Raw genomic sequence first — 22201 nt, 5'->3', positions numbered from 1 at the left:
GGTTAGCGTTATTGTTCAACTGTGTTCCCGAAATTAAGCAAGCAAATATTATTAAGTATCACTACCAGCAAAAGCACTCACCTCTAGGAGACACCGGAAATGAATGTGCTGCACGACTGGATGATGCTGCGGCGATTGTTGGCATTCTGAACCCAATTATAGAAGCTGGTGTATACACCGCATTTGATACGCCGCTCACAGTCGATGCCGAACGTGAGTATATTTTAAATTTTCCCCAGCGTGGGGTGTTCCATGTCGCTGTGCTATTACCAGATCGAGCGGTTGTTGGGTTTCAAAGTATGGAACCATTTGCAACCTTCACACATGCCTTTGACCATGTGGGAATCATCGGAACATACGTAGATATCTTATACCGACGACATGGTATTGGTAAGAGTTTATTCGAGGTTACTTTTGAGACTGCTCGTACCAAAGGATACGAAAAGATATTAATCTACGTTCGCGCCGATAACGCAGGGGCGTTAGCTAGCTATCTCCAACGTGGTTTTCACATAATTGGGACGGCGCAAAGACAGGCTAAAATTAAAGGAACGTATGTGGACGAGATTATCATCGAACGGTTTTTATAGATAGCGTCTACGCTCCTCACTGCTACGCTAAACTTATACCACTGAGACACTTGCCACCATGTCTGTCACCAAAGATTTTGAAGTCCCAAAAGATGTTATATTTCCGCCAGGGGATTTATATAGTGACGAACCGCCTTTGGAAACTGACTTGCATCGGCTACAAATGACACTGCTCATCCAATGCTTGGAGTGGTTGTGGCAAAATCGCAATGACTTTTATGCATCGGGTAATCTCACCATCTACTACAGTCCACACCAGCGCAAATCAGAAAACTTCCGGGGTCCAGATTTTTTTGTCGTACTGGGGACTGAACGCAAACCCCGTAAAAGCTGGGTTGTCTGGGAAGAAGATGGCAAATATCCTAATCTAATTATAGAAATTCTCTCAGATAGCACAGGTGACACTGACAAGGGACTCAAAAAACAAATTTACCAAGATATCTTTCGCACACCAGATTATTTCTGGTTTGATCCAGAAACGTTAGAATTTGCAGGGTTTCATTTACTTGATGGTAAATATCAACCGTTGGAACCAAATCCCCAAGGCTGGTTGTGGAGTCAACAGCTAGGTTTGCATTTAGGGGTTTATCAAGAAAAGCTACGCTTTTTCACGCCTGAAGGAAAACTGGTTCCCACACCCGAAGAAGTCGCACAACAGGCTGAACAAGAAAAGCAACGCAGCGATCGCTTGGCGGCAAAACTGCGAGAATTAAATATAGATCCAGATACTATTTAAGCTCCTCGCTGTCTTGCTTGTGCCTGTTGGTGCGAATGCTATGGATCTTCAGGAAAAACCCATTTTGGCGGTTCCGTCATTTTTTTCCGCAGACGTTCTTGTGCCAACTCCAACATTTTGTCTAAGGGAGTCTCTTCAATAAATTTTGCAGCGGCCTCTCTAAACTCGATGTTGGGGCATTTATCCCCTAAAACACATCCGTTAACACAGGCTACAGCACAGTTAATCTTTTGCTCCACAGTAAATTCCTCTCTCTAAAACTTATAAGTTATAAAGTTGTGAGTTCTAATATTCACCCCTAACTCTTTACTATCAGGCATTAACCTCTAGGTAAATTTTACCTTGCCAGTTGCTATCCTATTAGTCTAAACACCTACTATTTAGAAAGTTATCAGTTATGAGTTATGATTTTGATTCCTAATTTCTCACTCTTATGAAGGGCATTCATGTCAGAAGTTTTTGCTACTACTGGAACTATCGCTGCGATCGCAACTGCTGTTGTCCCCCAACAGGGTAGTGTTGGTATTGTGCGGGTGTCTGGTTCTGAAGCAATGGCTCTAGCCCAAACTCTCTTTCATGCACCAGGGCGACAAGTTTGGGAAAGTCACCGGATTCTCTACGGTTATATTCGTCATCCTCAAACCCAACAATTGGTAGATGAAGCCCTATTGCTGATTATGAAAGCACCTCGTTCTTACACCCGTGAAGATGTAGTGGAATTCCATTGCCACGGGGGAATTATGGCAGTGCAACAGGTATTACAACTGTGTTTAGAAAATGGCGCTAGACTAGCTCAACCCGGAGAATTTACTCTCCGCGCCTTTTTGAATGGGCGATTGGATCTAACTCAAGCCGAAGGTATTGCTGATTTAGTGGGAGCTAAATCACCTCAAGCTGCCCAAACTGCCTTAGCTGGTTTACAGGGAAAATTAGCTCATCCGATCCGGCAGTTACGCGCTAACTGTTTAGATATTTTGGCAGAAATCGAAGCTCGAATCGATTTTGAGGAAGACTTACCGCCGTTGGATGATACAGCAATAATATCAGAAATCGAGAAAATTGCCGCCGAAATAACGAGGTTATTGGCAACCAAAGACAAAGGGGAGTTGTTACGCACAGGGTTAAAAGTGGCAATTGTCGGGCGGCCAAACGTGGGTAAGTCGAGCTTATTGAACGCTTGGAGCCGGAGCGATCGCGCCATTGTCACAGACTTACCCGGTACAACCCGCGATGTAGTTGAATCCCAGCTAGTTGTCAGGGGAATTCCCGTACAAGTGCTAGATACAGCCGGGATTCGGGAAACAACAGATCAAGTGGAAAAAATTGGCGTAGAGCGATCGCGCCGTGCCGCCAATGCAGCTGATTTAGTCTTGCTTACCATCGATGCTTCAGCAGGTTGGACAGAAGGCGATCGAGAAATTTACGAACAAGTACAACACCGTCCATTAATTTTAGTCATCAACAAAATTGACTTAGTAGAAGAAAGCGAAAGAAAAACTCTTCAATCTCAAATACCCAATTCAAAATCTAAAATTGCCACAGCAGCAGCACAAAATCAAGGTATTGATGCTTTAGAAGTAGCAATTTTAGAGCTAGTCAAAGTAGAAAAAGTCCAAGCTGCTGATATGGATTTAGCCATTAATCAAAGGCAAGCAGCAGCTTTAACTCAAGCTAAAATATCTTTGGAACAAGTACAAGCAACAATTGTCCAGCAGCTTCCTCTAGATTTTTGGACAATTGACTTACGCGGTGCAATTCAAGCACTGGGAGAGATTACTGGGGAAGAAGTAACAGAATCAGTTTTGGATAGGATTTTTAGCAAGTTTTGCATTGGTAAATAAACCTAAATGTTCTGTTTTGCTAATCTTAGTAGTTTGGGTGAAGCGAATAAAAACCCAATATCTATCCTAATTATTAAGTTTTAATATTATTAGACCCTAAAATTTTATGTCTTTAAACGATGAAATAAATTCTGTAAACGTATTGATTGTGGGAGCCAGCCAAGGTATTGGTTTTGGTTTTGTAAAAAGATTGCTACAGGATGATAAAATAGCTAAAGTTTTTGCAACTTCTCGTCAGCTAGAATTAGCCACCGATTTAATAGCTCTTGTAGACGAACATTCTGGGCGATTAATTTGTTTAGAGATGGATATTACTGACGAGTTGCAGATTGTTGAAACTATTCACAAAATACATACCCAAGTTGACAAACTGCATTTGGTAGTCAACTGTGTAGGACTGTTGCATGAAGATACTTTGCAACCTGAAAAAAGCTTAAAACAGATAAATTCAGAAAACTTGCTACGCTACTTTCAAATAAATAGTATTGGTGCTGTCTTGCTAGCTAAACATCTATTGCCTCTGTTGCGTCATGGAGAACGCAGTGTGTTCGCTAGTATTTCTGCTAAATTGGGCAGTATTGGCGATAACAAACTTGGTGGATGGTATGGCTATCGCGCTTCTAAAGCAGCACTCAATATGTTGATGCGGACTGCGGCAATTGAGTATAAAAGAAGTTGTCCGAAAGCATTAATAGTTACATTGCATCCTGGTACAACTGATACGCGCCTTTCCCGTCCTTTCCAGAAAAATGTACCTGCGGAAAAATTATTCTCAGTGGAACACACGGTTTCCCAATTATTGGCTGTGATTGAACAGCTTCAAGAAGGCGATAGTGGGCAGTTTTTCTCGTGGGATGGAAGCAGATTGCCTTGGTAACTGCGTTACGCTGATGCTAGTGAAACTCACATTACTTGTAACCAAAGCCTATGAAGTTTTTTGTGCCAGCAGCCAAGGATGATATCAAAGCAGAGCAGGTGTATAATGCTTTTGCTCAGTCTGTCAAAGCACCAATAACCGAAAAGCGTATTTGGAAGTTACAGTGGCGCGATCGCGAAATTGATATGGAATGCGAGGTAGGTAAACCCTTACCATCCTCTTATCAAACGGGGAAAGAGCTAGTTATGGCAATCTTTGAGTGCGAAAACCTTTATAAAATTTGTACTCTTACTCGTGGAGGAGTAAAGGGAGAGCCTATTTTGGTTAGCAAAAACTCTCTATCCTCAGCAACATATTTTTCAGATAATGTAGATAACTGACTCTTTAATATGCGATCGCTTGTTTGATAAAAGTAGATGCGATCGCAGTGCTAAGGTAGTAGATAAAATCGCTCACTATATATCTCAAGCTATGACTAACATTCAGATTTTCTTACCTGAGTCGATGAAAGTCTTTGTCGAAGAACAAGTAGCTAAAGGCTATAGTTCAGCCAGTGAATATCTTCAAGAGCTAATCTTTCAAGATCAACAGTGCAAAGGTCAAGAAGGAAAACGCACTCAGTTGATGACGAAGCTTCAGACACAAGGTCAACTGAATAATGAGGAGTTTGAAGTAATTGCAGATAAGTTAGCTGACGAATTTGCGCTATACGTTGAGTCAAATTTACCAGTGCTGTCAGATTATGCTGTAACTCGTGAGAGTATTTACGAGGATCATCCTTAACAGTGGTATACCTCATAGATACTAATATTCTGCTACGTTTTGTAGGTCGTACTTTCGTAACAAATTTTATAGTACAAATATACTTAAACAGATAAAGGTACGTTACTCTGGTGCTAATGTACCTTGCTTGATAGTAAATTTAAAGCTGAAAATGGGAAGTATCTATAATCAGGATTTCTTTAATAATTTAGTTTTGAATCCATCTGAAAGTTTATCTGTAGAGATTAAAAGATGGATCGATCCTCAATCTAAAGAGGGTATGGCGAAGATAGCCAAGGCTTGCATTGCCCTCAGAAATAATGATGGAGGTATATTTTTGATTGGTTTCAACAATGATGGTTCTCCTGATATTCAGGGAGCGCATCAAAATCCAAGAGAAAGTTTTCATCCTGATGTTATTCAGTCTATTGCCAGTAAATTTTGCAGTCAATCTTTTGAAGTAAAAATTCACTATCTTAAAAAAGATGGTCAAGAGTATCCAGCATTAGAGATTCCTTCTGGATTTATAACACCTGTAGCAGCAAAGGCTGGCTTAAAGGATGAACAAGGTAAGGATCTAATTAAAGCTCATAGTATTTATGTGCGAAGTCTGAATACAAATAATACTGTTAGCAGTTCAGAACCTCGCTGTAATGATTGGGAACGCATCATGAATTTATGCTTCGAGAATCGTGAAGCAGATATTGGTCGTTTTTTACGCCGCCATCTTGGTGGTGTCACGCCTTCTCTGCTCCGTGAATTGGCTTTCACAATTGCACAAGGAATACAACCAGAGGAATCAATTGAAGATAAACTGCGATATTATCTTCAAGAAAGTAAAGAAAGATTTAACACCGTAGTTAAAGAACGTAGTATTACTTTACCGGAGCATGGTACTTGGCAGGTAGCATTAATAATTATTGGAGAAGTACCTCTACACTCTGCAAATGAGCAATTCTTTAATCTCTTGAGTTTTAATAATCCTAAATATACTGGTTGGCCTGTGTGGCTAGATAGTCGAGGTTTCGTTGACAAAGACCAACCTTATGTTTATGACGGAGCTTGGGAAGCGCTTATTGTTAGTCTGGATTCAGGTTGGAGCAGAGACATTGACTTCATGCGGTTCGATCCAAAGGGTAAATTTTATCTGAGGCGAGCATTAGAAGATGATATGTCAGTCAAGAATTACGCAGCTCCACCTATGACAGTTCTTGATTTTGCTCTACCTGTAATTAGAACGGCTGAAGCTATAGCAGTTGGTATTGAGTTTGCAAAGGCAATGGGTTGTGAGCCAGAAAAAACGCAATTAGCTTTTGCATTTAAATGGACTGGCTTGCGGGGACGTAGACTTAGTTCTTGGGCAAATCAAGAGCGTTCTATTTATTCACAAGGTTCAGCATATCAAGATGAAGTTTTAGCGTTCGTTAATCTACCGCTTGAAACACCTCGCTCGGCGTTAGCACAGTACGTTAATCAGGCTGTTAGCCCTTTGTTTACGATTTTTAATGGATATCAACTGAGTATAGGTGTAATCGAAGATTTAACTCGACGGTTGATAGAAAGAAGGTTGTAATCAGGATATTAAGAACTAGGAAACTCTAACTCACCGCTTCCCCATCCTAACTGCGCCGTCTGCGGTGCTAGATGTCGCTCTAACCAATCTTCCAAATCAGCCATTACCTCTCGATAATTGAGGTCACGCTGAATTTCGTGATAGGCTTCTGGATACTCAATTCTCAGTTTATCTGTATACTTTAACCGTTGATAAAAGATGTCGCTTCCCGCAGGTAAAGCAACTCGGTCTGCACCACCGTGGAGAATCAACAATGGTAATTGCCAATCACCTGCGTGAGCATTAATCCAATCAACTGTTGCAAAGAATTCTGTAGCTAGACGGGCAGTACCAAGGGTATGTCGTAGTGTATCTTGAGCGATCGCAGCTAAAACCTGCGGGTCTCTTGAACCAGCACTGATGTCAATGCCTGTATTCAGTGTGAAACGCGGCCACACCCGTGAGAGCAGTTTTCCTAAAAGCACCCGAATCGGTGAAATCCCAACTTTCCCCAAGGTTGGCGCTAGAGCGATCACACCTTGCAAAACTGATGCTTGTTGGGGATAGCGCAGAATATAATCTAAGACAATCACCCCGCCTAAACTATGACCCAAAAGAAAAATTGGGCAGCTAGGATTCTGAGTCTGAATTAACTGTAAAAAGGCTCCCAAATCTTCTCGAAACTCACTCCAAGCGTTGATATAGCCTCGCTGACCTGGTGAGCGTCCATGACCACGTAAGTCTAAGGCATAGATAGCATATTGTTTGGGTATCAAATGCTGAATTACATTACTGTAGCGATCGCTGTGGGCTCCGAGTCCATGCACAATGGCTAATATTGCCCGTACTTTACCCTCTGGATGCCAGCTTTGATAATACAGGTCAAGTCCTCCGACACCTTGGAATGTGCCTTCTTTACGAGACACGATGCGATCGCTATGGTCAATCATCTGGTTAATTTTTTAGGTATCTTCTCAGCAAGTTACTAATATGTCAACACTGATTGTATAAAAATATCTTCTAGCTATTGGGATAATTACAGCTAATTTATTTAAAATCTTGATAAGAGCATTCCACAATTTCTAACCGTGGGTTGGTTAATAATATAACCTCAAGAATTATGATTGATTTATGAATTCAAGGAGATTTTTATCAAAAATTCTTCTAAGGTATCTGTTCAGGAAGACCAAGCTGATGGGGTAATTTCCGAAGTTCATACCGACTCGAAATCTAGCCATCAGAGCGAAGATAGTACACAATTAAAAACTTTAACTACTGCAAGTATAAAGCGGGTAAAAGAGGGTGTAGCTGCGGCTGGCGATCGCGCTGTTCGCCAGATTATCGAAAAAACCCTCAATCGCTTGGAAGGTCTTAATCAGGGGCATTCAGAACCTAGAGCCAACTCTGGGCTGCGTCGTTTTGTGATGCGATCGCTCATCCATTCCTTTTTCAAGGTACGGGTCGAACACCTCGAAAGAATACCTCAGAAACCTGCAATTCTAGCTGTCAACCATCTCCACCATATAGATCCCTTACTCCTGTTAGCCGAACTCCCAACCCAACCCCACTATTACATCCTGGGCGATGCTCGTACTCTTTATAACAAGTGGTGGAAGCGCTTTATCCTCGGTTTTGCGGGGGGCGTGATTCCTTTGGAACGGGTGTGGAAAGAAGAAGTTGCTGTCATGGAAGCGGCTAAAGCAGGAAGGCAAGATTTAGTTGAGCTTGCTACAGCAATTAAACAGACAGTACCGACAGGGGAAGATATACACACACTCCGACAGATAGACCGGATTATCCTGGCAATTTTGACTCGTGGAGATGGGATGATTCTCTTTCCCGAAGGACGACTCGGAACTGCTGAGGGTAAGTTGCATCTCCCTTTAAAACGCGGGACTGTGATTTATGCTTTGCGGGCTGGTGTACCGATTATTCCAGTTGCACTGATTGGGACTCATGACCTTTATTTAAGAAAAGAGTTAACAATTCGAGTCGGTGAACCGTTACATTTTGCCCAAACAACCAGACCAAAGCGCCAGGAAGTAGAAGTAGCTTTGGAGACGTTACAGAATGCTATGCTGGCTATGTTGCCAACTAACTATCAAGAACCAACCGGAACCAAGCTGTTACGTTCTTTCCTAAATCACATGTTGTGGTGAAGAGTTTATTGCTCTAAAAAGATTACGAATTACTATTATTTTCCCTGCCACATCTGCCGTAATGACTGAAAAATCTTTACAAATCTCTCTTCTAGCCAGAGCATAGCATAATCAACCCATTCCAGAAGTTGCTCTAAGGGATGTTTCTCATAGCCTGTTGAAGTTGCTTTGGTTTCTATCCAGTCTGGCTGTGCCTCAATTTGACTACTTTGATGAAACTGCTCTTGCAAAATTTCCCCTTTCCGAATCTCACGTTTAGTTAGGGAAGTATGGGCTTGAATTTGTTTTGCAGAGGAAACTTTTCCAGATATTTTTTGGCTTGAGGCAAGATTACTAGTTGCTTGTTTCCTTTGCACCAAACCAGATCCGATTTTAGGTTGTTTTACAGTTAAATTCTTTTGGGGAAAATGCCCTACTGATAAACTTGCCGCTAAAGCAGGATTTTTATTTTCCACTTGAGAAAGTGTAACTGACTTGTTAGTAACGGTTTCAGTGTCTCCAAATAAATCATTCCATGTTAGCCAAGGATCAACAGCTAAATCCTGATTTTCCAATAGAGGGCTTTTAGCCAAGGCTTTTCTAAAGCGTGATGACAATATTTTACCTGGGAATTGCTCATCACTAGTTGTTGAATCAAGTGTTTTTCTATTACCAACACCAAAAAAGTAATTAAGTGCCGCCTCAATCAAAGCGTGAATATTTAGTGTATGAGTTTCCAAACCATCAGCAGTGGTTGCAATTTCTCCCCTAGCAGCTAATTGCTCTTTGCCATAAAGAAATATGTTTAACTGAGTTTGGGCAACTTGAACAATTTCCTGGCTACGTTCTTGCACAGGTACTAAAGCATTTGACTCCAACTTAGCAACAGCTATATCTAGAAATGCTAGTAATCTTTCAGTATTAAGTAAATCTTTTGATATACCCTCAGCTAAAACTGGAATTTTGGTTGTATTTCCGTCAGTGAGTTTTGCTAATAAACGGTCAATTTGTGGTAATAGCTCCGTTTCTTTTTTGGCTATAATCAACCGCCAAGACTGCCAGTAATTAGCAACTTCGTTAATAATTCGATCTTCTAACTTTGCCTGCTGCTGGGGTGTCAAAATATCTAGAATTTCATTTTCGGTAGTAACAAGTACTAAACTCCGATTCATCAAATTTGTGGCAATTCCCCGCACAGCTGGTAAATGCTGTTTTAGAGCGTTATCTAACTGTAAAGAGTTGATAATCTCCGCTTTATTCTCTGTAATACTTGAAGATTTTATATAACTTACGTTATTTGTCGAGTTTTTATCAACAAACTTCAGCCGCACAACTTCCAATAAAGCCAAAGGATTGAAAGTTTCAGATGTTTTTGTAGGAGTGGAGACGGCTTCATCTGACAAGACATAATTGACTGCTTCTAGTACTTGTTGAATAGGACTATCAGCATTTGGAATTTCGGACTGGAAATCGGTATCATTTGGTTGTAACTTTAGTCTAGTTTGTGGCTCTTTGGTCTGTAGCGTTTTCCCAGATGATTCAGATGACTGAAACAGTAGATACACTGGGTAAAGTAGTGCCTCCACACCCCACTTAGTGGCAACTTGCAAATGCCGGAAGGTGTGTTCCCACTGTTGTGTCACCCGCCGGGATTGCTGGTGGACAAAGTTAAATAGTCTGCTTTGATAACGACCAGAGGAACCAGAAGACATAGTAGTAATTTTTTAGTTCAAGTCTTGTTAAGTTGTGAGACTCGCGCCAAACAATAAAAACAACCAACACCTCATATTAGCGAATATATGACTCCCACTGTCTCTCAATCTCATACCAAAATCATCTCACAAGCAATTGAGCAACTACGCTCTTTTTGCCAAGTTAATCTTCAGTCTAGCTGGCTATACCAGGAATCTGACCTGATTATTACTGATGTTGTCGCTGCTAATTTGTCTCATTGGCAACCTGTTAAGTTGAATGCTAAAGAACATATCGCTTGGACTGGGGGGAAAAAAGTACTATGGCTAGTCCAAAGGTTGGTAGTGCCCCAAGATTTACAGGGTTATCCTTTAGCTGGGTTATCTTTGCGGCTGGCGCTGCTTTGGTGGGCAGATTCTGCTGAGATTTATGTGAATGGGGAGTTAGTACTGGAGGGTGATTTATTTGATTGTTCGCCGAGAGTGCTTCTCAGTCGAGGGGTAACGCCAGGAGAAGAGTTTGTTGTGGCTTTGCGGTTAGTGAGTCCGGGACATTGTGATGGTGCTTTAGTGCGATCGCTCCTAGTTTATGAGTCTATTGTTGATAATAATCCCGATCCGGGTTTTGTGGCTGATGAATTAGCTGTGGTGCAGCTTTATTTGGAAAAGTTTGCGCCGGAGAAGTTGGATGCTTTGGTAGAGGTGGTGGGGGAGGTTACGAACCGCAGAGGCGCAGAGGACACAGAGAAGGGAGAGTTAGTAAGATCAGTTTTGTCCCTACGCCAAAACCTAATTCAATCTGACATCTTAGCCCCCCTTTTGAAGGGGAGCCACTGCGGTCTTGGGGTCTCCCCAAGTGGAGCAAGTGGCGTGGGTTGGGGGGATCAAAAATCTAAAATTTTCTTATTGGGTCATGCTCACTTAGATTTAGCATGGTTATGGCCTGTGAGTGAAACTTGGAATGCGGCGCAAAACACTTTTGAGTCGGTTCTGAAGTTGCAAGCAGATTTCCCTGAGTTAATTTTCTGTCATTCGACTCCCGCACTTTACGCTTGGATTGAGGAACATCGCCCGGATTTGTTTCAGGCGATTCAAGCACAGGTGGCCGCTGGACGTTGGGAAGTTGTCGGCGGAATGTGGGTGGAACCAGAACTCAATCTAATTTCTGGTGAATCAATAGTCCGTCAGCTATTGTATGGTCAACGCTACATCCAAGAAAAATTTGGCAAGATTTCAACTATAGTATGGGTTCCAGATACTTTTGGTTTTTGTGCAACTTTACCGCAGTTTTTCGCGAATGCCGGTATTGAATATTTTGTGACGCAGAAGTTGCGGTGGAATGATACTACCAAATTTGATTATGGGGCTTTTTGGTGGCGATCGCCTGACGGTAGCGAAGTCTTTAGTTTGATGTCTGCACCTATCGGTGAAAACATTGACCCAGTTAAAATGGCATCCTACGCTCTGGAATGGCAATCCCAAACTGGTTTATCAGAATCCCTCTGGCTTCCCGGTGTCGGCGACCACGGCGGCGGCCCCACCCGTGATATGTTAGAAACCGCCCAACGCTGGCAAAAGTCGCCTTTCTTCCCAGACTTAGAATTCACGACGGCTGAAAAATATTTACAGCAAATCAAATCAGGAGTCAGAATTCAGGAGTCAGAATTCAGGAGTTATGATTCTCTCCCTGCTTCCCCTGCCTTCCCCACCTGGGATGACGAACTATACCTCGAATTCCATCGCGGTTGCTACACTACCCACGCAGACCAAAAACGCTGGAATCGTCGTTGTGAAAATTTATTGTATGAAGCTGAACTATTTGCTACCTTAGCAACCATAAACTGTGGTGTGACATATCCGAAAGCAGAAATTGAAGCAGCTTGGAAGCAGGTTTTATTTCAACAGTTTCACGATATTTTACCTGGTTCTTCAATTACTCAAGTTTATACAGATGCGTTACCCCAGTGGCAGCAAGTGGAACAAGTCGGAACGAAGATATTACAAGAATCACTTTTAGCGATCGCATCTCACATTACCCTATCAGAACCACCAAAACCCAATAGTTTACCTATTTTCGTTTTCAATTCTCTCAATTGGCAGCGTTCTGAGGTAGTCTCTGTAGCCTTACCCACACCACAGGAATGGCAGATTTACGATACTTCTGGAAAGCAGGTTGTCTCCCAATTATCTGAACCATCAACCCTACTATTTCTCGCAACCGAAATTCCACCCGTTGGCTATCGCATATTTTGGCTTTCCCCCTCATCTTCCCCATCTCCCTCATCTCCCCCACTTCCCTCACTCCTCCCAGACTGGATTTTAGAAAATGAATTCTTACGAGTTGTTATCGACCCTGATACGGGAGATTTATCAAGTGTTTTTGATAAAACTTATCAACGAGAACTTTTGAGTGGTGCAGGAAATCAACTACAAGCTTTTAAAGATAGCGGTCAATATTGGGATGCTTGGAATATAGACCCCAATTATGCCCAACATCCCTTACCATCAACAAATCTTCAATCTATTCAGTGGTTAGAACAAGGGCCAGTCCAAAGTCGTGTGCGCGTGGTGCGTCAGTTGGGCGAATCGGAATTTTGCCAAGACTATATTTTGCAAGCTGGTTCACCTCTACTGAAGATAGCTACTACCGTCAATTGGCAAGAAAATCATGTATTGGTGAAAGCTGCTTTTCCTCTGAATATCGAAGCAGACTTTGCTACTTATGAAATTCCCTGTGGCGCGATTCGCCGGACAACTAAACCGCAAACCCCCGCAGAAGAGGCAAAATGGGAAGTCCCCGCTTTGCGTTGGGCGGATTTGACAGGAGAAACACAGGAGGGTATTCACGGAGTTAGTTTGCTAAATGATTGTAAATACGGTTACGACAGCAAACCAAATCAACTCCGCCTAACACTGCTACGTAGCCCTAATTGGCCAGACTCAGAAGCTGATAAAGGTTTTCATGAGTTTACGTATACCTTGTATCCTCATGCTGGTAGCTGGGAATCAGCCCATACGGTACGGCGTGGCTATGAATTGAATATACCGTTACAAGTCATATTGAATCCTCCTAATGAAAACCCTCCCCTTTCTACTGGTAAAGATGGGTTGGGGATGAGTTTTCTAGATTTATCAGCTGAAAATTTAATCTTGATGGCCTTAAAGCCATCTGAAGATGACCCACAGCAGTTAATTCTGCGGTGTTATGAATGTCACGGAGAAGCAGCTGAGTTATCTTTGCAAAGTAATTTAGGGTTAAATCTAGGAGATACAGTAGATTTGTTAGAGCGTTCCTCTACTACTGAATTCTCATCTGGGCAACAAATTTTAACAATACAGCCTTGGAAAATCGCCAGTTTCAAGGTAATACCAGCGATCAATTCCAGGCTAGAGTGAGCCACTATTGCTGTGTCAGTGGCCAATTGTGGTTTTCCACAGACCACCAACCAATGACAAATGACCAATGACAAATGACTCTTTTAATCTTCGTGATCGTCAAACGGATCGTTCAATTCCTTGCTAGGAGGGCCAAAAGAGGTATAAATTGAAATTCCGGTGATGGCAACCACCACGGCGGCCATAGAAATGCTAAGAACTATTGCGGGTTCCATAATTGAGGGATAGATGATGAGTGCTATTCTTATAGAATATTACAGAAGATTAAAAAAAGCTTTGGCAAGTAATATTAGGTGAACTATGGCACAAAGGACTAGGTTGGGAGATATCCTGAAACCACTTAACTCTGAGTATGGAAAAGTGGCTCCAGGTTGGGGTACTACCCCTGTGATGGCTGTTTTTATGGCGCTATTTTTTGTATTTTTGCTGATTATTCTGCAACTTTACAATAGATCACTCTTAGTTCAGGATGTAAATGTCGATTGGCGGAGTTTAGGACGCTAACAGATATACCGCTATCAAGTTTGGATAACAAGTTAAATTACACCCGGTTCTTCCGGGTTTTTTTGTGAATGGTCAGTGCATACTAACTATTGAGTAGACTACATAATATATGAGTTTCTGTAGTGGTTCTATAGTTGACAGGAGACAAAAATGAATATATTTGGTATCGGTCTGCCGGAAATGGGTGTAATTATGGTAGTGGCGCTGTTAATCTTTGGGCCAAAGAAGCTACCAGAAATTGGTCGGAGTGTGGGTAAAACAATCCGTAGTTTCCAAGAAGCTTCTAAGGAGTTTCAAACCGAGTTTCAAAAAGAAGCAGAACAGTTAGAAGAAGCTGTCAAAACTACTGCTGAATTGGAACCTAAGCAAATCTACCCTGCTAAATCGGAGCAGGATACTACCGCTAGTTCTTCTCAACCTAGCTAGTAGTTTGTCTCATTAGTTACCAAGGGTGAACAAGTTCGTAGTAAGGACTTTAGTCCTGGATTTTAAGCACTGAAGTGCTTACTACAAACCCTCAAAACTAGCTTAGACATTGTACTAGTTGAGTGATTGATATCAATTGACTATAGGCAAAATGACAGAAGCTGTTACGCAACCAGCTTTGGTGATTCCACAACTAATTGTTGGTTTGGGGAATCCAGAAAGCAAGTACGACCAAACACGCCATAATATCGGCTTTGCTGCTGTAGAAGCCCTCTGCCGTTCTTGGCGCATTTCCTTGGCAGAAAACCGCAAGTTTCAAGGTGAGTATGGCGAAGGTATGGCCCCAGGTGGAGGTAAGATTCGCTTGCTAAAGCCGACAACTTATATGAATCGCTCAGGACAGTCAATTCAAGCGGTGACAAGTTGGTATAAATTGCCGCCTGAGTCAGTGCTGATAATTTACGACGATATGGATTTGCCTTTGGGAAAAACTCGGCTGCGCTTATCTGGTTCGGCTGGGGGACATAACGGGATGAAAAGTGCGATCGCACATCTGAGTACCCAAAACTTTCCCCGTTTACGAATCGGTATTGGTAAACCCAAAGGTGCAGCTAATAACGATGATTCTAATACTGTCTCCCATGTGCTGGGACGATTCTCCTCTGACGAAAATCAGCAGATGTCTCTTGTACTTCAGTTCGTGGTTGAATGTATTGAACTAAGCCTCAAGCAGGGAGTAGAAAAGGCGATGAATGTTTGTAATAGCCGCACCATTAATAATTCTGAGTCTTAGCCTGGATTTCTCACAAGTGAGAAATGAGCATGAGTGTGGGGGGTGTGGGGAGTGTGGGGAGAAAGAGGAGGAATTGAATAACTGCACATCAATGAACGCTGCATTGCCTCCCACACCTCCCACACCTCCCACACTCCCCACCCGAACCACACAATACGTGAGAAATTCGGGTTAGGGGCCAGTTTGTTTGCTAAAGGCGTTTATTTTGGTTGATGAGCAGCGATTTTAGCTTGCTCTATCCAACCGAAATAAAGCCTTTAACGCGCTCTACACCCTAATTGAAGTGCGGCATAGTTTGCTTAATTTTTGTAAGAATAATGGCGATGTCTAGGAAGGGCTACGCCTAAGCGCTATTGCCTGTTTTAGGTCATAACCTCAAGAAACGCCAGTATTACACCAAATAGGTTTATTTAAAAGTTCTTTTGCGTCTAGCTGCCACTGCCTTACGTTTGCGTTTTTCAATGGGTGTTTCAAAGTGCCGATGATATTTTACATCAGCTAATATCCCAGCTTTGGAAACCTGACGTTTAAACCGACGCAAAGCTGAGTCTATTGCTTCATTCTCTCCAAGAATCACTTGGGTCATTCTTGCTTGTTCCTCATAATCAACATTTTCCATTGTAATAGTAGCCTCAACCTTAGTAAAACCCCTCGATCTAAAGTCATTATTAAGAGGCTATCCATCCAGATCACACGGATTATGTGTGCCTGTAGAATGTCAAATTGGCACTTAATTAAAAGTTAATTTAAGCGCTATAATGCACTCTCAGCACTAGTAGAGCAGATAGATAAATTATAATGTCAAATTTTCCTGACTGTAATATGAACTGACGATAAGTGTAGTTTTGGCTACCATCGCAATCCTAAGTTATTCGTGAGACAGAAAATCCCCAACTTCTGGGAAAAGTTGGGGAACTGTGACTTTCAATTCTCATTAATCAAATAAGATCGCTATCGCAACTATGAGAAAATTTGATTATATTTCAAAACTTTAAAAGTTGATTCTGCCCTCATTCAATAATTTATATCCGGCTGCTAATGCGCCGAAAGCAACAAATAGATTCCATAAGCTAGTTGATCTGAAAATTACTCCACCACTCAAGAAAACTAGTACTATCCCAATACCTAACAAAATCCATCCAAGCTGACTAGCTTCTCTGCGATAAAACACCAATGTAAACACACCTGCCATAATTGCTAATACGGAAACTGTCGCTGGTAATCTGCTGGAAAAAGGTATGTAGTAACCGCTAACAAATATAATATTTTGACCAAAAAAGTATAACCCTGTGAAAAATAAGATTAAACCTATAAGTTTTATTAACAATCTGCCCATAATATTTTTATATTTTTAATGTCTGAAGCCAATTTTAACCCGATTTGTAGTGGAGTTGTTAAATTGCTACTAAATTTTACGTAAAATTGATTAAATTTAAGTGAATATACTGCATGTCAGTCTAGACTGGCTAAAGATGTCAGTACAAGTAATGTTGATTACATGAAGTAGTCCTTGCCAGGGTGCGATCGAGGTGCTTTAATAGCGATGTCTGACGACAAGAAGTAAAGCTTCTACGCATTCCGCAAAATAGTTTTACTTACAAAATTATGTACAAGACGCGCAGTGACTCGACATTGCTGCTGGTGTTCATAAAATTACAGACTCAAAACATTAAACTCTAAAGATATGACAAGCTAGTAGCATATCTTTGACACTAAATTCTCCCAAAAGCCGAATAGGAGCATACATGGAGCCAATTATTGCTATAGTTTTAGCCCTTATAGGTTATGCATTAGGTTCTGCAAAACTGATTAATCAAGGAAATGAAGCCCTAGTCGAACGTTTGGGGCGGTATCATCGGAAACTTAAACCGGGGCTGAACTTTATTGTTCCCTTGGTCGATCAGATTGTGATGGAAGATACTACACGAGAGCAGTTTACAGACATCAAACCTCAGAATGTGATCACTCAAGATAATATTTACGTAGAAGTGGATGCTATTGTATACTGGCGCATTCGAGATATTGAGAGAAGCTTTTACGCGATTGAGGATCTGCAAGGGGCATTAACACAGATAACTACAACTACGCTCCGAGAAATCATTGCCCAAAATACCCTAGAGCAGACCAACGTCTCCAGAGCAGAGATGGACTCAGCTATATTAGATCAATTGAATAATGTAACGGCAGATTGGGGAGTTGAGATTCTCCGGTTAGATATTCAGAGAATTACCCTACCTGAAAGTGTGCGAAAGTCTAGAGAAGAGGAGCAAGCCGCCGTCATCAAAAAACGGGCGCTAATTACCGAAGCAGAAGGGGAAAAGGAAGCTGCGATTAAGAAAGCAGAAGGAACTATGGCTTCAGTGCAAATCATCTCCCAAGCTCTCCGTTCCAATCCAGATAGTAGGGATATTTTGCGGTATCTTGTGGCTCAAGATTACGTAGATGCTAGTCAAAAACTTGGTGAGAGTGCTAATGCCAAAATTGTCTTTGTAGACCCAGCTAACTCAAGTGAAATGTTTCAGGAGTTGATAGCCGAGTCAGTAACACAAGAAGGTAACGGCAAAAAAAACGAAGAACGGTAATACCTAGTAATCATGCTGTATTAGGTTGTCTCAATAGGGCATCGGCTACTAGTGAAACATCGTGCATTTCTTGAACATCGTGAACTCGGAGGATATCAGCACCATTAAAAATAGCAGCACAACAAGCTGCTGCCGTTCCCCAAACTCGTGCTTTGGGATCTGGTTGATTTAAAATGCGACCAATGAAACTTTTACGGGATGCTCCTACCAAGATAGGACAATTGAGTGTTGTTAGCGATCGCAGTCCGCGAAAAATTTCTAAATTTTGCTCATAGTTCTTAGCAAAACCAATACCAGGATCAACAATAATTTTTTCCCGGTGAATGCCCACAGCAGTTGCTACCTCAATTTGCCGAGCCAAAAAACTATAAATCTCACCGAGCAAATCTTGATAATCAGTTTGTTGTTGCATCGTCTGTGGTGTCCCCCGGATGTGCATTAAAATAATCGGCACACCTAACTCTGCAACTGTCGGCAACATTTCTGAGTCAAAAGTGCCGCCAGAAATATCATTAATAATATCCGCTCCAGCTTCTACAGATGCCTTGGCTACAACCGCACGGGTTGTATCTACAGAAATCGGGACTGAAATTTCTGGTCTTAGCACCTGTAACACCGATAAAACCCGGTCAAGTTCCTCCGCCAGAGTGATTTGCTTTGCCCCTGGTCTAGTTGATTGACCACCCACATCGATAATGTCAGCACCAGCCGCTACGAGTGCTTGCGCCTGCACTAAAGCCGCAGAGGTAGTGTTAAACTCACCCCCATCACTAAAGCTATCAGGCGTTACATTCAAAATACCCATCAAATAAGTTCGCTGTCCCCAATCGAAACAGCGTCCTCGAATTATTAAGTTGCTTGGCATAAAACAGGAGTCAGAATTCAGTAGTCAGAATTCAGAATACTCCACCCGTGAAGGGATGGAGTATCAACTCTTGAAAAATATTTTAATTTTATTTCGCCGACAAAGAGCAATGTTTTCAAGCAATATTCATTACTCAGTCGTACAAAATTCAATTCTGAATTCAGAATTCAGAATTCTGACTACTGAATTCTGAATTCTTCATATCTAAATTAGGCATTCCCATGCAGAGCATGGGAACGAAAATAAAGCACATTACACTAAGTGAAAATTCACAATCCGAGCGAAACTCTCAGGTTCTAAACTTGCTCCTCCGACTAAAACGCCATCGATTTCTGGTTGAGCCATGATTTCATCAATATTATTTGGCTTCACTGAGCCACCATATTGAATTGATACATTTGGATTACTCAACTGGCTCCGAATTAAGCCAATGATTCGATTAGCTTCCACTGCTTCACAAGTTTCACCAGTGCCAATTGCCCAAATTGGCTCGTAGGCAATCACCAAATTATTCTGATCGATATCTACCAAACCTTTATTGAGTTGGAGAGAAATCAGTGCTTCAGTTTCTCCTGCATCTCGTTGTTGTTTAGTTTCACCAACACAGAGAATTGGAGTCAAACCAAACCTTTGAGCAGTTCGGAGGCGCAGATTAACGGTTGCGTCCGTTTCACCAAAGTATTGCCGTCGTTCGCTATGACCGACAATCACAAAGCGTACACCACTTTCTGTCAGCATTGGGCCAGAAATCTCACCCGTATAGGCTCCATATTCTTCCCAATGGATATTTTGTGCCCCTAGTTGGATGAGGCTACCGTGCAAGGTCTTAGACAAAACACTTAAATCAGTGAACGGAGGACACAATATCACTTCTCGCCCTTCGGGGGTTTCCTCTAAGTGGGGCAGAAATCCTTGTAAAAACTCCTGGGTCTCTGCCTGGGTTTTGAACATTTTCCAGTTGCCGGCAATAACGATTTTCCGCACAGGTAATTTAGTCAAGATCCTAACGCGCTATTTAGATGCATTTTTCAGTTTATGACTTTTTGTTAGCCATTAGTCATTAGTCATTGGTCATTGGTCATTGGTCATTGGTCAAGAGTTATTCTTTTATGCACCACTGCCCCCCTACTCCCCAAACCCTTGTTAAAAATAACTAGGATAAGAGACAGGGGTAATTTAAAAATCCCACAATTTCAAACCTTATATTGATATGACTTCGACATTACCTGTGCCTGAACCTGATCAAAGCGATTCTGCTAACACTGAAGCAAATTCTCTCAGTTGGGAGGAAGAATTGGATAGCGCTATTTTCAGTTTTGAAGACATTCAGACAGAACTGAACTATAAACAAGCACAAACCGCGCTGCGAAACTTAGTAGCCAATCTCGACCTCACCCCCCAAGAAAAAACCGGATTGGAAACGGAAATTGCTGATTTGGAAACCATGCTGGGGAAGTTAGACCGCATGGTGGTGCAGATTGCAGCTTTTGGCATGGTAGGGCGTGGTAAGTCTTCGCTACTCAATTCTTTGGTGGGACAAACAGTATTTGAAACAGGGCCCCTGCACGGTGTCACCCGGACTGCACAAACAGTTAATTGGAGTATTAGTGAAGAAGCGATTGGAGAAACTGAACGGGCTTTGCGGGTTACTCTCCCTGGTGTAGGTCAATCGCAGGTGGAATTAATTGATACTCCTGGGTTAGATGAAGTAGATGGTGCAACCCGTGCTGTGTTAGCTGAACAGATTGCCAAACAAGCAGATTTGATTCTGTTTGTAATCTCTGGGGATATGACAAAGTTAGAATACGCCGCCCTTTCTCAGTTGCGGGAAGCAGGTAAACCGATCATTCTGGTGTTTAACAAAGTAGACCAGTATCCAGAAGCAGATCGGATGGCTATTTATCACAAAATTCGGGATGAAAGGGTGCGGGAATTACTCACGCCTTTAGAAATTGTTATGGCTGCGGCATCGCCATTGGTGAAGACGGCGATTCGTCGCCCTGATGGTACTAGGGGTATACAGCTGCGTACAGGAAATGCCCAAGTTGAAGAACTGAAACTGAAAATTTTGGAGATTTTGCACCGTGAGGGTAAAGCCTTGGTTGCTCTTAATACCATGCTTTATGCTGACGTTGTAAATGAGCAGTTAATCGAACGAAAACTGATGATTCGGGAACAGAATGCTAATCAGTTGATTTGGAAGGCTGTGATGACTAAAGCATTAGCGATCGCACTTAATCCCGTAACTGTGGTAGATATTCTGAGTAGTGTGGTCATTGATATTGCTCTGATTTTGGGTTTATCTAAGCTCTATGGCTTCTCTATGACCGAAGCTGGTGCTGTACAACTGCTACAAAAAATCGCCCTGAGTATGGGCGGAATTGGTGCTAGTGAATTGTTAGCAAACTTGGGTTTGAGTGGATTGAAAACTTTACTTGGTATCTCTGCAACAGCTACAGCAGGTATTGCCCTTGGCCCTTATATATCAGTGGCACTTACGCAAGGGGGAGTAGCTGGTGTTTCTTCTTACGGTATTGGGCAAGTTACCAAAGTTTATTTAGCCAACGGCGCGACTTGGGGGCCTGATGGGCCAAAAGCAGTAATTAATCGCATTTTGACAAACCTGGATGAAACCTCAATTCTCAACCGGATTAAAGATGAATTACTCCATAAGGTAAAACTCAGAAAGTGATGTATAGATTTATTTCAACTGCTGGTATTTTCCTCAAGCCAAGCGACTAAATCAGACACATTTGAAAAGTCTAAAAATTCTTCTTCTAATTGTTCAGTAGATAAGACTCGAATTCTCTTGAATATTGATGAATCTATATAACGGTGAAATTGTCGACAAAATTGGGCGGGGGCTAAATTTACTTGTGGGTATTGCTAATACTGATACTGTTGCGGAAATTGACTGGGTGACTTTAATACCAGAAGAAAAAGCAATTTAAGTATATACACCAAAAAAGAATAACAGAAGCCTATAGACAGTGGAGTTCTAATTGATGAGAGAATATTAAATTAACCATCACAAAAGTTTAAATTCATTCATCATGGCGAAAATCCAGTTTTCTAAAGGTCTTGACGAAGTAGTAATTCCAGAAGTGCGGCTGACGCGATCGCGCACTGGTGATAGTGGTACAGCCACGTTTATTTTTACGAATCCGAAAATTTTAGATCAAGGTAGCACCGAAGATATTACCGGGATGTACTTGAGTGACGAAGAAGGCGAAATAATTACCCGTGAAGTGAAGGCTAAATTTATCAACGGGAAACCGGAAGCATTAGAAGCACTTTACGTGATGAAATCTGCCCAAGAATGGGAACGCTTTATGCGCTTCATGGAACGGTATGCTGAAGAAAACGATCTTGGACTCAGCAAAGCTGAAAAATAGTGTGTAGGGTGAATGGCGAATGGCTTATGTTGTTTTTTCATGTCCAATACGCC

At 41.9% G+C, this 22201-nt stretch carries 25 protein-coding genes; 16 read left to right on the top strand and 9 right to left on the bottom strand.

The genetic code is table 11. From position 1 onward, the window contains the following. The first annotated feature begins 11 nt into the window (after window positions 1–11). Window positions 12–590 carry a GNAT family N-acetyltransferase gene (locus FD724_RS22185; protein ID WP_242060654.1) on the top strand — a complete coding sequence of 193 codons (579 nt, stop codon included), beginning with the start codon at window positions 12–14 and terminating at the stop codon, window positions 588–590. Window positions 591–648: 58 nt separating this feature from the next. Then, window positions 649–1326 (top strand): Uma2 family endonuclease, encoded by a 678-nt coding sequence (locus FD724_RS22180; RefSeq protein WP_179074112.1) that lies wholly within the window; start codon window positions 649–651, stop codon window positions 1324–1326. A gap of 38 nt (window positions 1327–1364) precedes the next feature. On the opposite strand, the gene FD724_RS22175 is transcribed toward FD724_RS22180, so the two are convergent. After that, complete coding sequence (locus FD724_RS22175; protein WP_012410641.1) at window positions 1365–1565, bottom strand: hypothetical protein; 201 nt, start codon at window positions 1563–1565, stop codon at window positions 1365–1367. A 207-nt stretch (window positions 1566–1772) separates the two neighbouring features. Here FD724_RS22175 and mnmE point away from each other — a divergent pair, with 207 nt between their 5' ends. The 5 genes from mnmE to FD724_RS22150 all read left to right on the top strand — a co-directional run bounded on the left by mnmE (window position 1773) and on the right by FD724_RS22150 (window position 6379). Next, window positions 1773–3167 (top strand): tRNA uridine-5-carboxymethylaminomethyl(34) synthesis GTPase MnmE, encoded by a 1395-nt coding sequence (gene mnmE / locus FD724_RS22170; protein WP_179074111.1) that lies wholly within the window; start codon window positions 1773–1775, stop codon window positions 3165–3167. Between the two features lie 106 nt (window positions 3168–3273). Continuing rightward, window positions 3274–4044, top strand: a complete 771-nt coding sequence (locus FD724_RS22165) for an SDR family NAD(P)-dependent oxidoreductase (RefSeq protein WP_179074110.1) — start codon at window positions 3274–3276, stop codon at window positions 4042–4044. A gap of 62 nt (window positions 4045–4106) precedes the next feature. Further along, window positions 4107–4424, top strand: a complete 318-nt coding sequence (locus FD724_RS22160) for a hypothetical protein (protein ID WP_256874333.1) — start codon at window positions 4107–4109, stop codon at window positions 4422–4424. A 19-nt stretch (window positions 4425–4443) separates the two neighbouring features. Then, on the top strand, window positions 4444–4827 hold the full coding sequence (locus FD724_RS22155; protein WP_256874332.1) for a hypothetical protein: 384 nt from the start codon (window positions 4444–4446) through the stop codon (window positions 4825–4827). Between the two features lie 151 nt (window positions 4828–4978). Then, a complete protein-coding gene (locus FD724_RS22150; protein WP_179074108.1) occupies window positions 4979–6379 on the top strand; it encodes a helix-turn-helix domain-containing protein in 1401 nt (466 codons plus the stop codon). Between the two features lie 8 nt (window positions 6380–6387). On the opposite strand, the gene FD724_RS22145 is transcribed toward FD724_RS22150, so the two are convergent. Further along, window positions 6388–7308, bottom strand: coding sequence for an alpha/beta hydrolase (locus tag FD724_RS22145; protein WP_179074107.1), 921 nt, complete (start codon window positions 7306–7308; stop codon window positions 6388–6390). 333 nt (window positions 7309–7641) lie between these two features. Here FD724_RS22145 and FD724_RS22140 point away from each other — a divergent pair, with 333 nt between their 5' ends. Continuing rightward, window positions 7642–8517 carry a 1-acyl-sn-glycerol-3-phosphate acyltransferase gene (locus FD724_RS22140; protein ID WP_179075589.1) on the top strand — a complete coding sequence of 292 codons (876 nt, stop codon included), beginning with the start codon at window positions 7642–7644 and terminating at the stop codon, window positions 8515–8517. A 35-nt stretch (window positions 8518–8552) separates the two neighbouring features. Here FD724_RS22140 and FD724_RS22135 read toward each other — a convergent pair whose 3' ends face one another. After that, entirely contained in the window at window positions 8553–10208 is a 1656-nt protein-coding gene (locus FD724_RS22135) for a hypothetical protein (protein ID WP_179074106.1), read from the bottom strand. 87 nt (window positions 10209–10295) lie between these two features. Here FD724_RS22135 and FD724_RS22130 point away from each other — a divergent pair, with 87 nt between their 5' ends. Further along, window positions 10296–13583: an alpha-mannosidase gene (locus FD724_RS22130; RefSeq protein ID WP_179074105.1), complete on the top strand. Its 3288-nt coding sequence runs from the start codon at window positions 10296–10298 to the stop codon at window positions 13581–13583. A gap of 83 nt (window positions 13584–13666) precedes the next feature. Here FD724_RS22130 and psbN read toward each other — a convergent pair whose 3' ends face one another. After that, entirely contained in the window at window positions 13667–13798 is a 132-nt protein-coding gene (gene psbN / locus FD724_RS22125) for a photosystem II reaction center protein PsbN (protein ID WP_012410654.1), read from the bottom strand. Window positions 13799–13883: 85 nt separating this feature from the next. On the opposite strand from psbN, the gene psbH reads away from it, so the two are divergent. The 3 genes from psbH to pth all read left to right on the top strand — a co-directional run bounded on the left by psbH (window position 13884) and on the right by pth (window position 15306). Then, window positions 13884–14087, top strand: a complete 204-nt coding sequence (gene psbH / locus FD724_RS22120; RefSeq protein ID WP_094327589.1) for a photosystem II reaction center phosphoprotein PsbH — start codon at window positions 13884–13886, stop codon at window positions 14085–14087. Between the two features lie 150 nt (window positions 14088–14237). Then, the gene (locus FD724_RS22115) at window positions 14238–14513 is read left to right on the top strand and encodes a TatA/E family twin arginine-targeting protein translocase (RefSeq protein WP_179074104.1); all 276 of its coding nucleotides are present in this window, start codon (window positions 14238–14240) and stop codon (window positions 14511–14513) included. A gap of 151 nt (window positions 14514–14664) precedes the next feature. Next, window positions 14665–15306, top strand: a complete 642-nt coding sequence (gene pth, locus FD724_RS22110) for an aminoacyl-tRNA hydrolase (protein WP_179074103.1) — start codon at window positions 14665–14667, stop codon at window positions 15304–15306. Between the two features lie 406 nt (window positions 15307–15712). Here pth and rpsU read toward each other — a convergent pair whose 3' ends face one another. Then, window positions 15713–15892, bottom strand: a complete 180-nt coding sequence (rpsU, locus tag FD724_RS22105; protein ID WP_012410658.1) for a 30S ribosomal protein S21 — start codon at window positions 15890–15892, stop codon at window positions 15713–15715. Between the two features lie 405 nt (window positions 15893–16297). Continuing rightward, window positions 16298–16642, bottom strand: coding sequence for a hypothetical protein (locus FD724_RS22100; RefSeq protein ID WP_114082825.1), 345 nt, complete (start codon window positions 16640–16642; stop codon window positions 16298–16300). Window positions 16643–17051: 409 nt separating this feature from the next. On the opposite strand from FD724_RS22100, the gene FD724_RS22095 reads away from it, so the two are divergent. Further along, on the top strand, window positions 17052–17888 hold the full coding sequence (locus FD724_RS22095) for an SPFH domain-containing protein (protein ID WP_179074102.1): 837 nt from the start codon (window positions 17052–17054) through the stop codon (window positions 17886–17888). 10 nt (window positions 17889–17898) lie between these two features. Here the strand turns inward: FD724_RS22095 and folP are convergent, their stop codons facing one another. Then, window positions 17899–18753: a dihydropteroate synthase gene (gene folP / locus FD724_RS22090; RefSeq protein ID WP_179074101.1), complete on the bottom strand. Its 855-nt coding sequence runs from the start codon at window positions 18751–18753 to the stop codon at window positions 17899–17901. A gap of 252 nt (window positions 18754–19005) precedes the next feature. Further along, window positions 19006–19737, bottom strand: coding sequence for a triose-phosphate isomerase (tpiA, locus tag FD724_RS22085; RefSeq protein WP_179075588.1), 732 nt, complete (start codon window positions 19735–19737; stop codon window positions 19006–19008). Between the two features lie 226 nt (window positions 19738–19963). Between tpiA and FD724_RS22080 the strand changes: the two genes are divergently transcribed. Further along, window positions 19964–21445, top strand: coding sequence for a GTP-binding protein (locus FD724_RS22080; RefSeq protein ID WP_179074100.1), 1482 nt, complete (start codon window positions 19964–19966; stop codon window positions 21443–21445). 14 nt (window positions 21446–21459) lie between these two features. Here the strand turns inward: FD724_RS22080 and FD724_RS22075 are convergent, their stop codons facing one another. Further along, window positions 21460–21558 (bottom strand): DUF4351 domain-containing protein, encoded by a 99-nt coding sequence (locus tag FD724_RS22075; protein WP_306297097.1) that lies wholly within the window; start codon window positions 21556–21558, stop codon window positions 21460–21462. Between the two features lie 14 nt (window positions 21559–21572). Here FD724_RS22075 and FD724_RS40370 point away from each other — a divergent pair, with 14 nt between their 5' ends. Both FD724_RS40370 and psb28 read left to right on the top strand, forming a co-directional pair. Beyond that, window positions 21573–21704, top strand: coding sequence for a D-aminoacyl-tRNA deacylase (locus tag FD724_RS40370; RefSeq protein WP_218651470.1), 132 nt, complete (start codon window positions 21573–21575; stop codon window positions 21702–21704). A 102-nt stretch (window positions 21705–21806) separates the two neighbouring features. Further along, window positions 21807–22148, top strand: coding sequence for a photosystem II reaction center protein Psb28 (gene psb28, locus FD724_RS22070; RefSeq protein WP_114082820.1), 342 nt, complete (start codon window positions 21807–21809; stop codon window positions 22146–22148). Window positions 22149–22201: the final 53 nt, after the last annotated feature.

Origin of the sequence: Nostoc sp. C057 (genome assembly GCF_013393925.1) — a bacterium.
Taxonomy (GTDB): domain Bacteria; phylum Cyanobacteriota; class Cyanobacteriia; order Cyanobacteriales; family Nostocaceae; genus Nostoc; species Nostoc muscorum_A.
The sequence above is the reverse complement of the archived record's forward strand: the minus strand, read 5'-3'. Positions and strand labels throughout refer to the sequence as shown.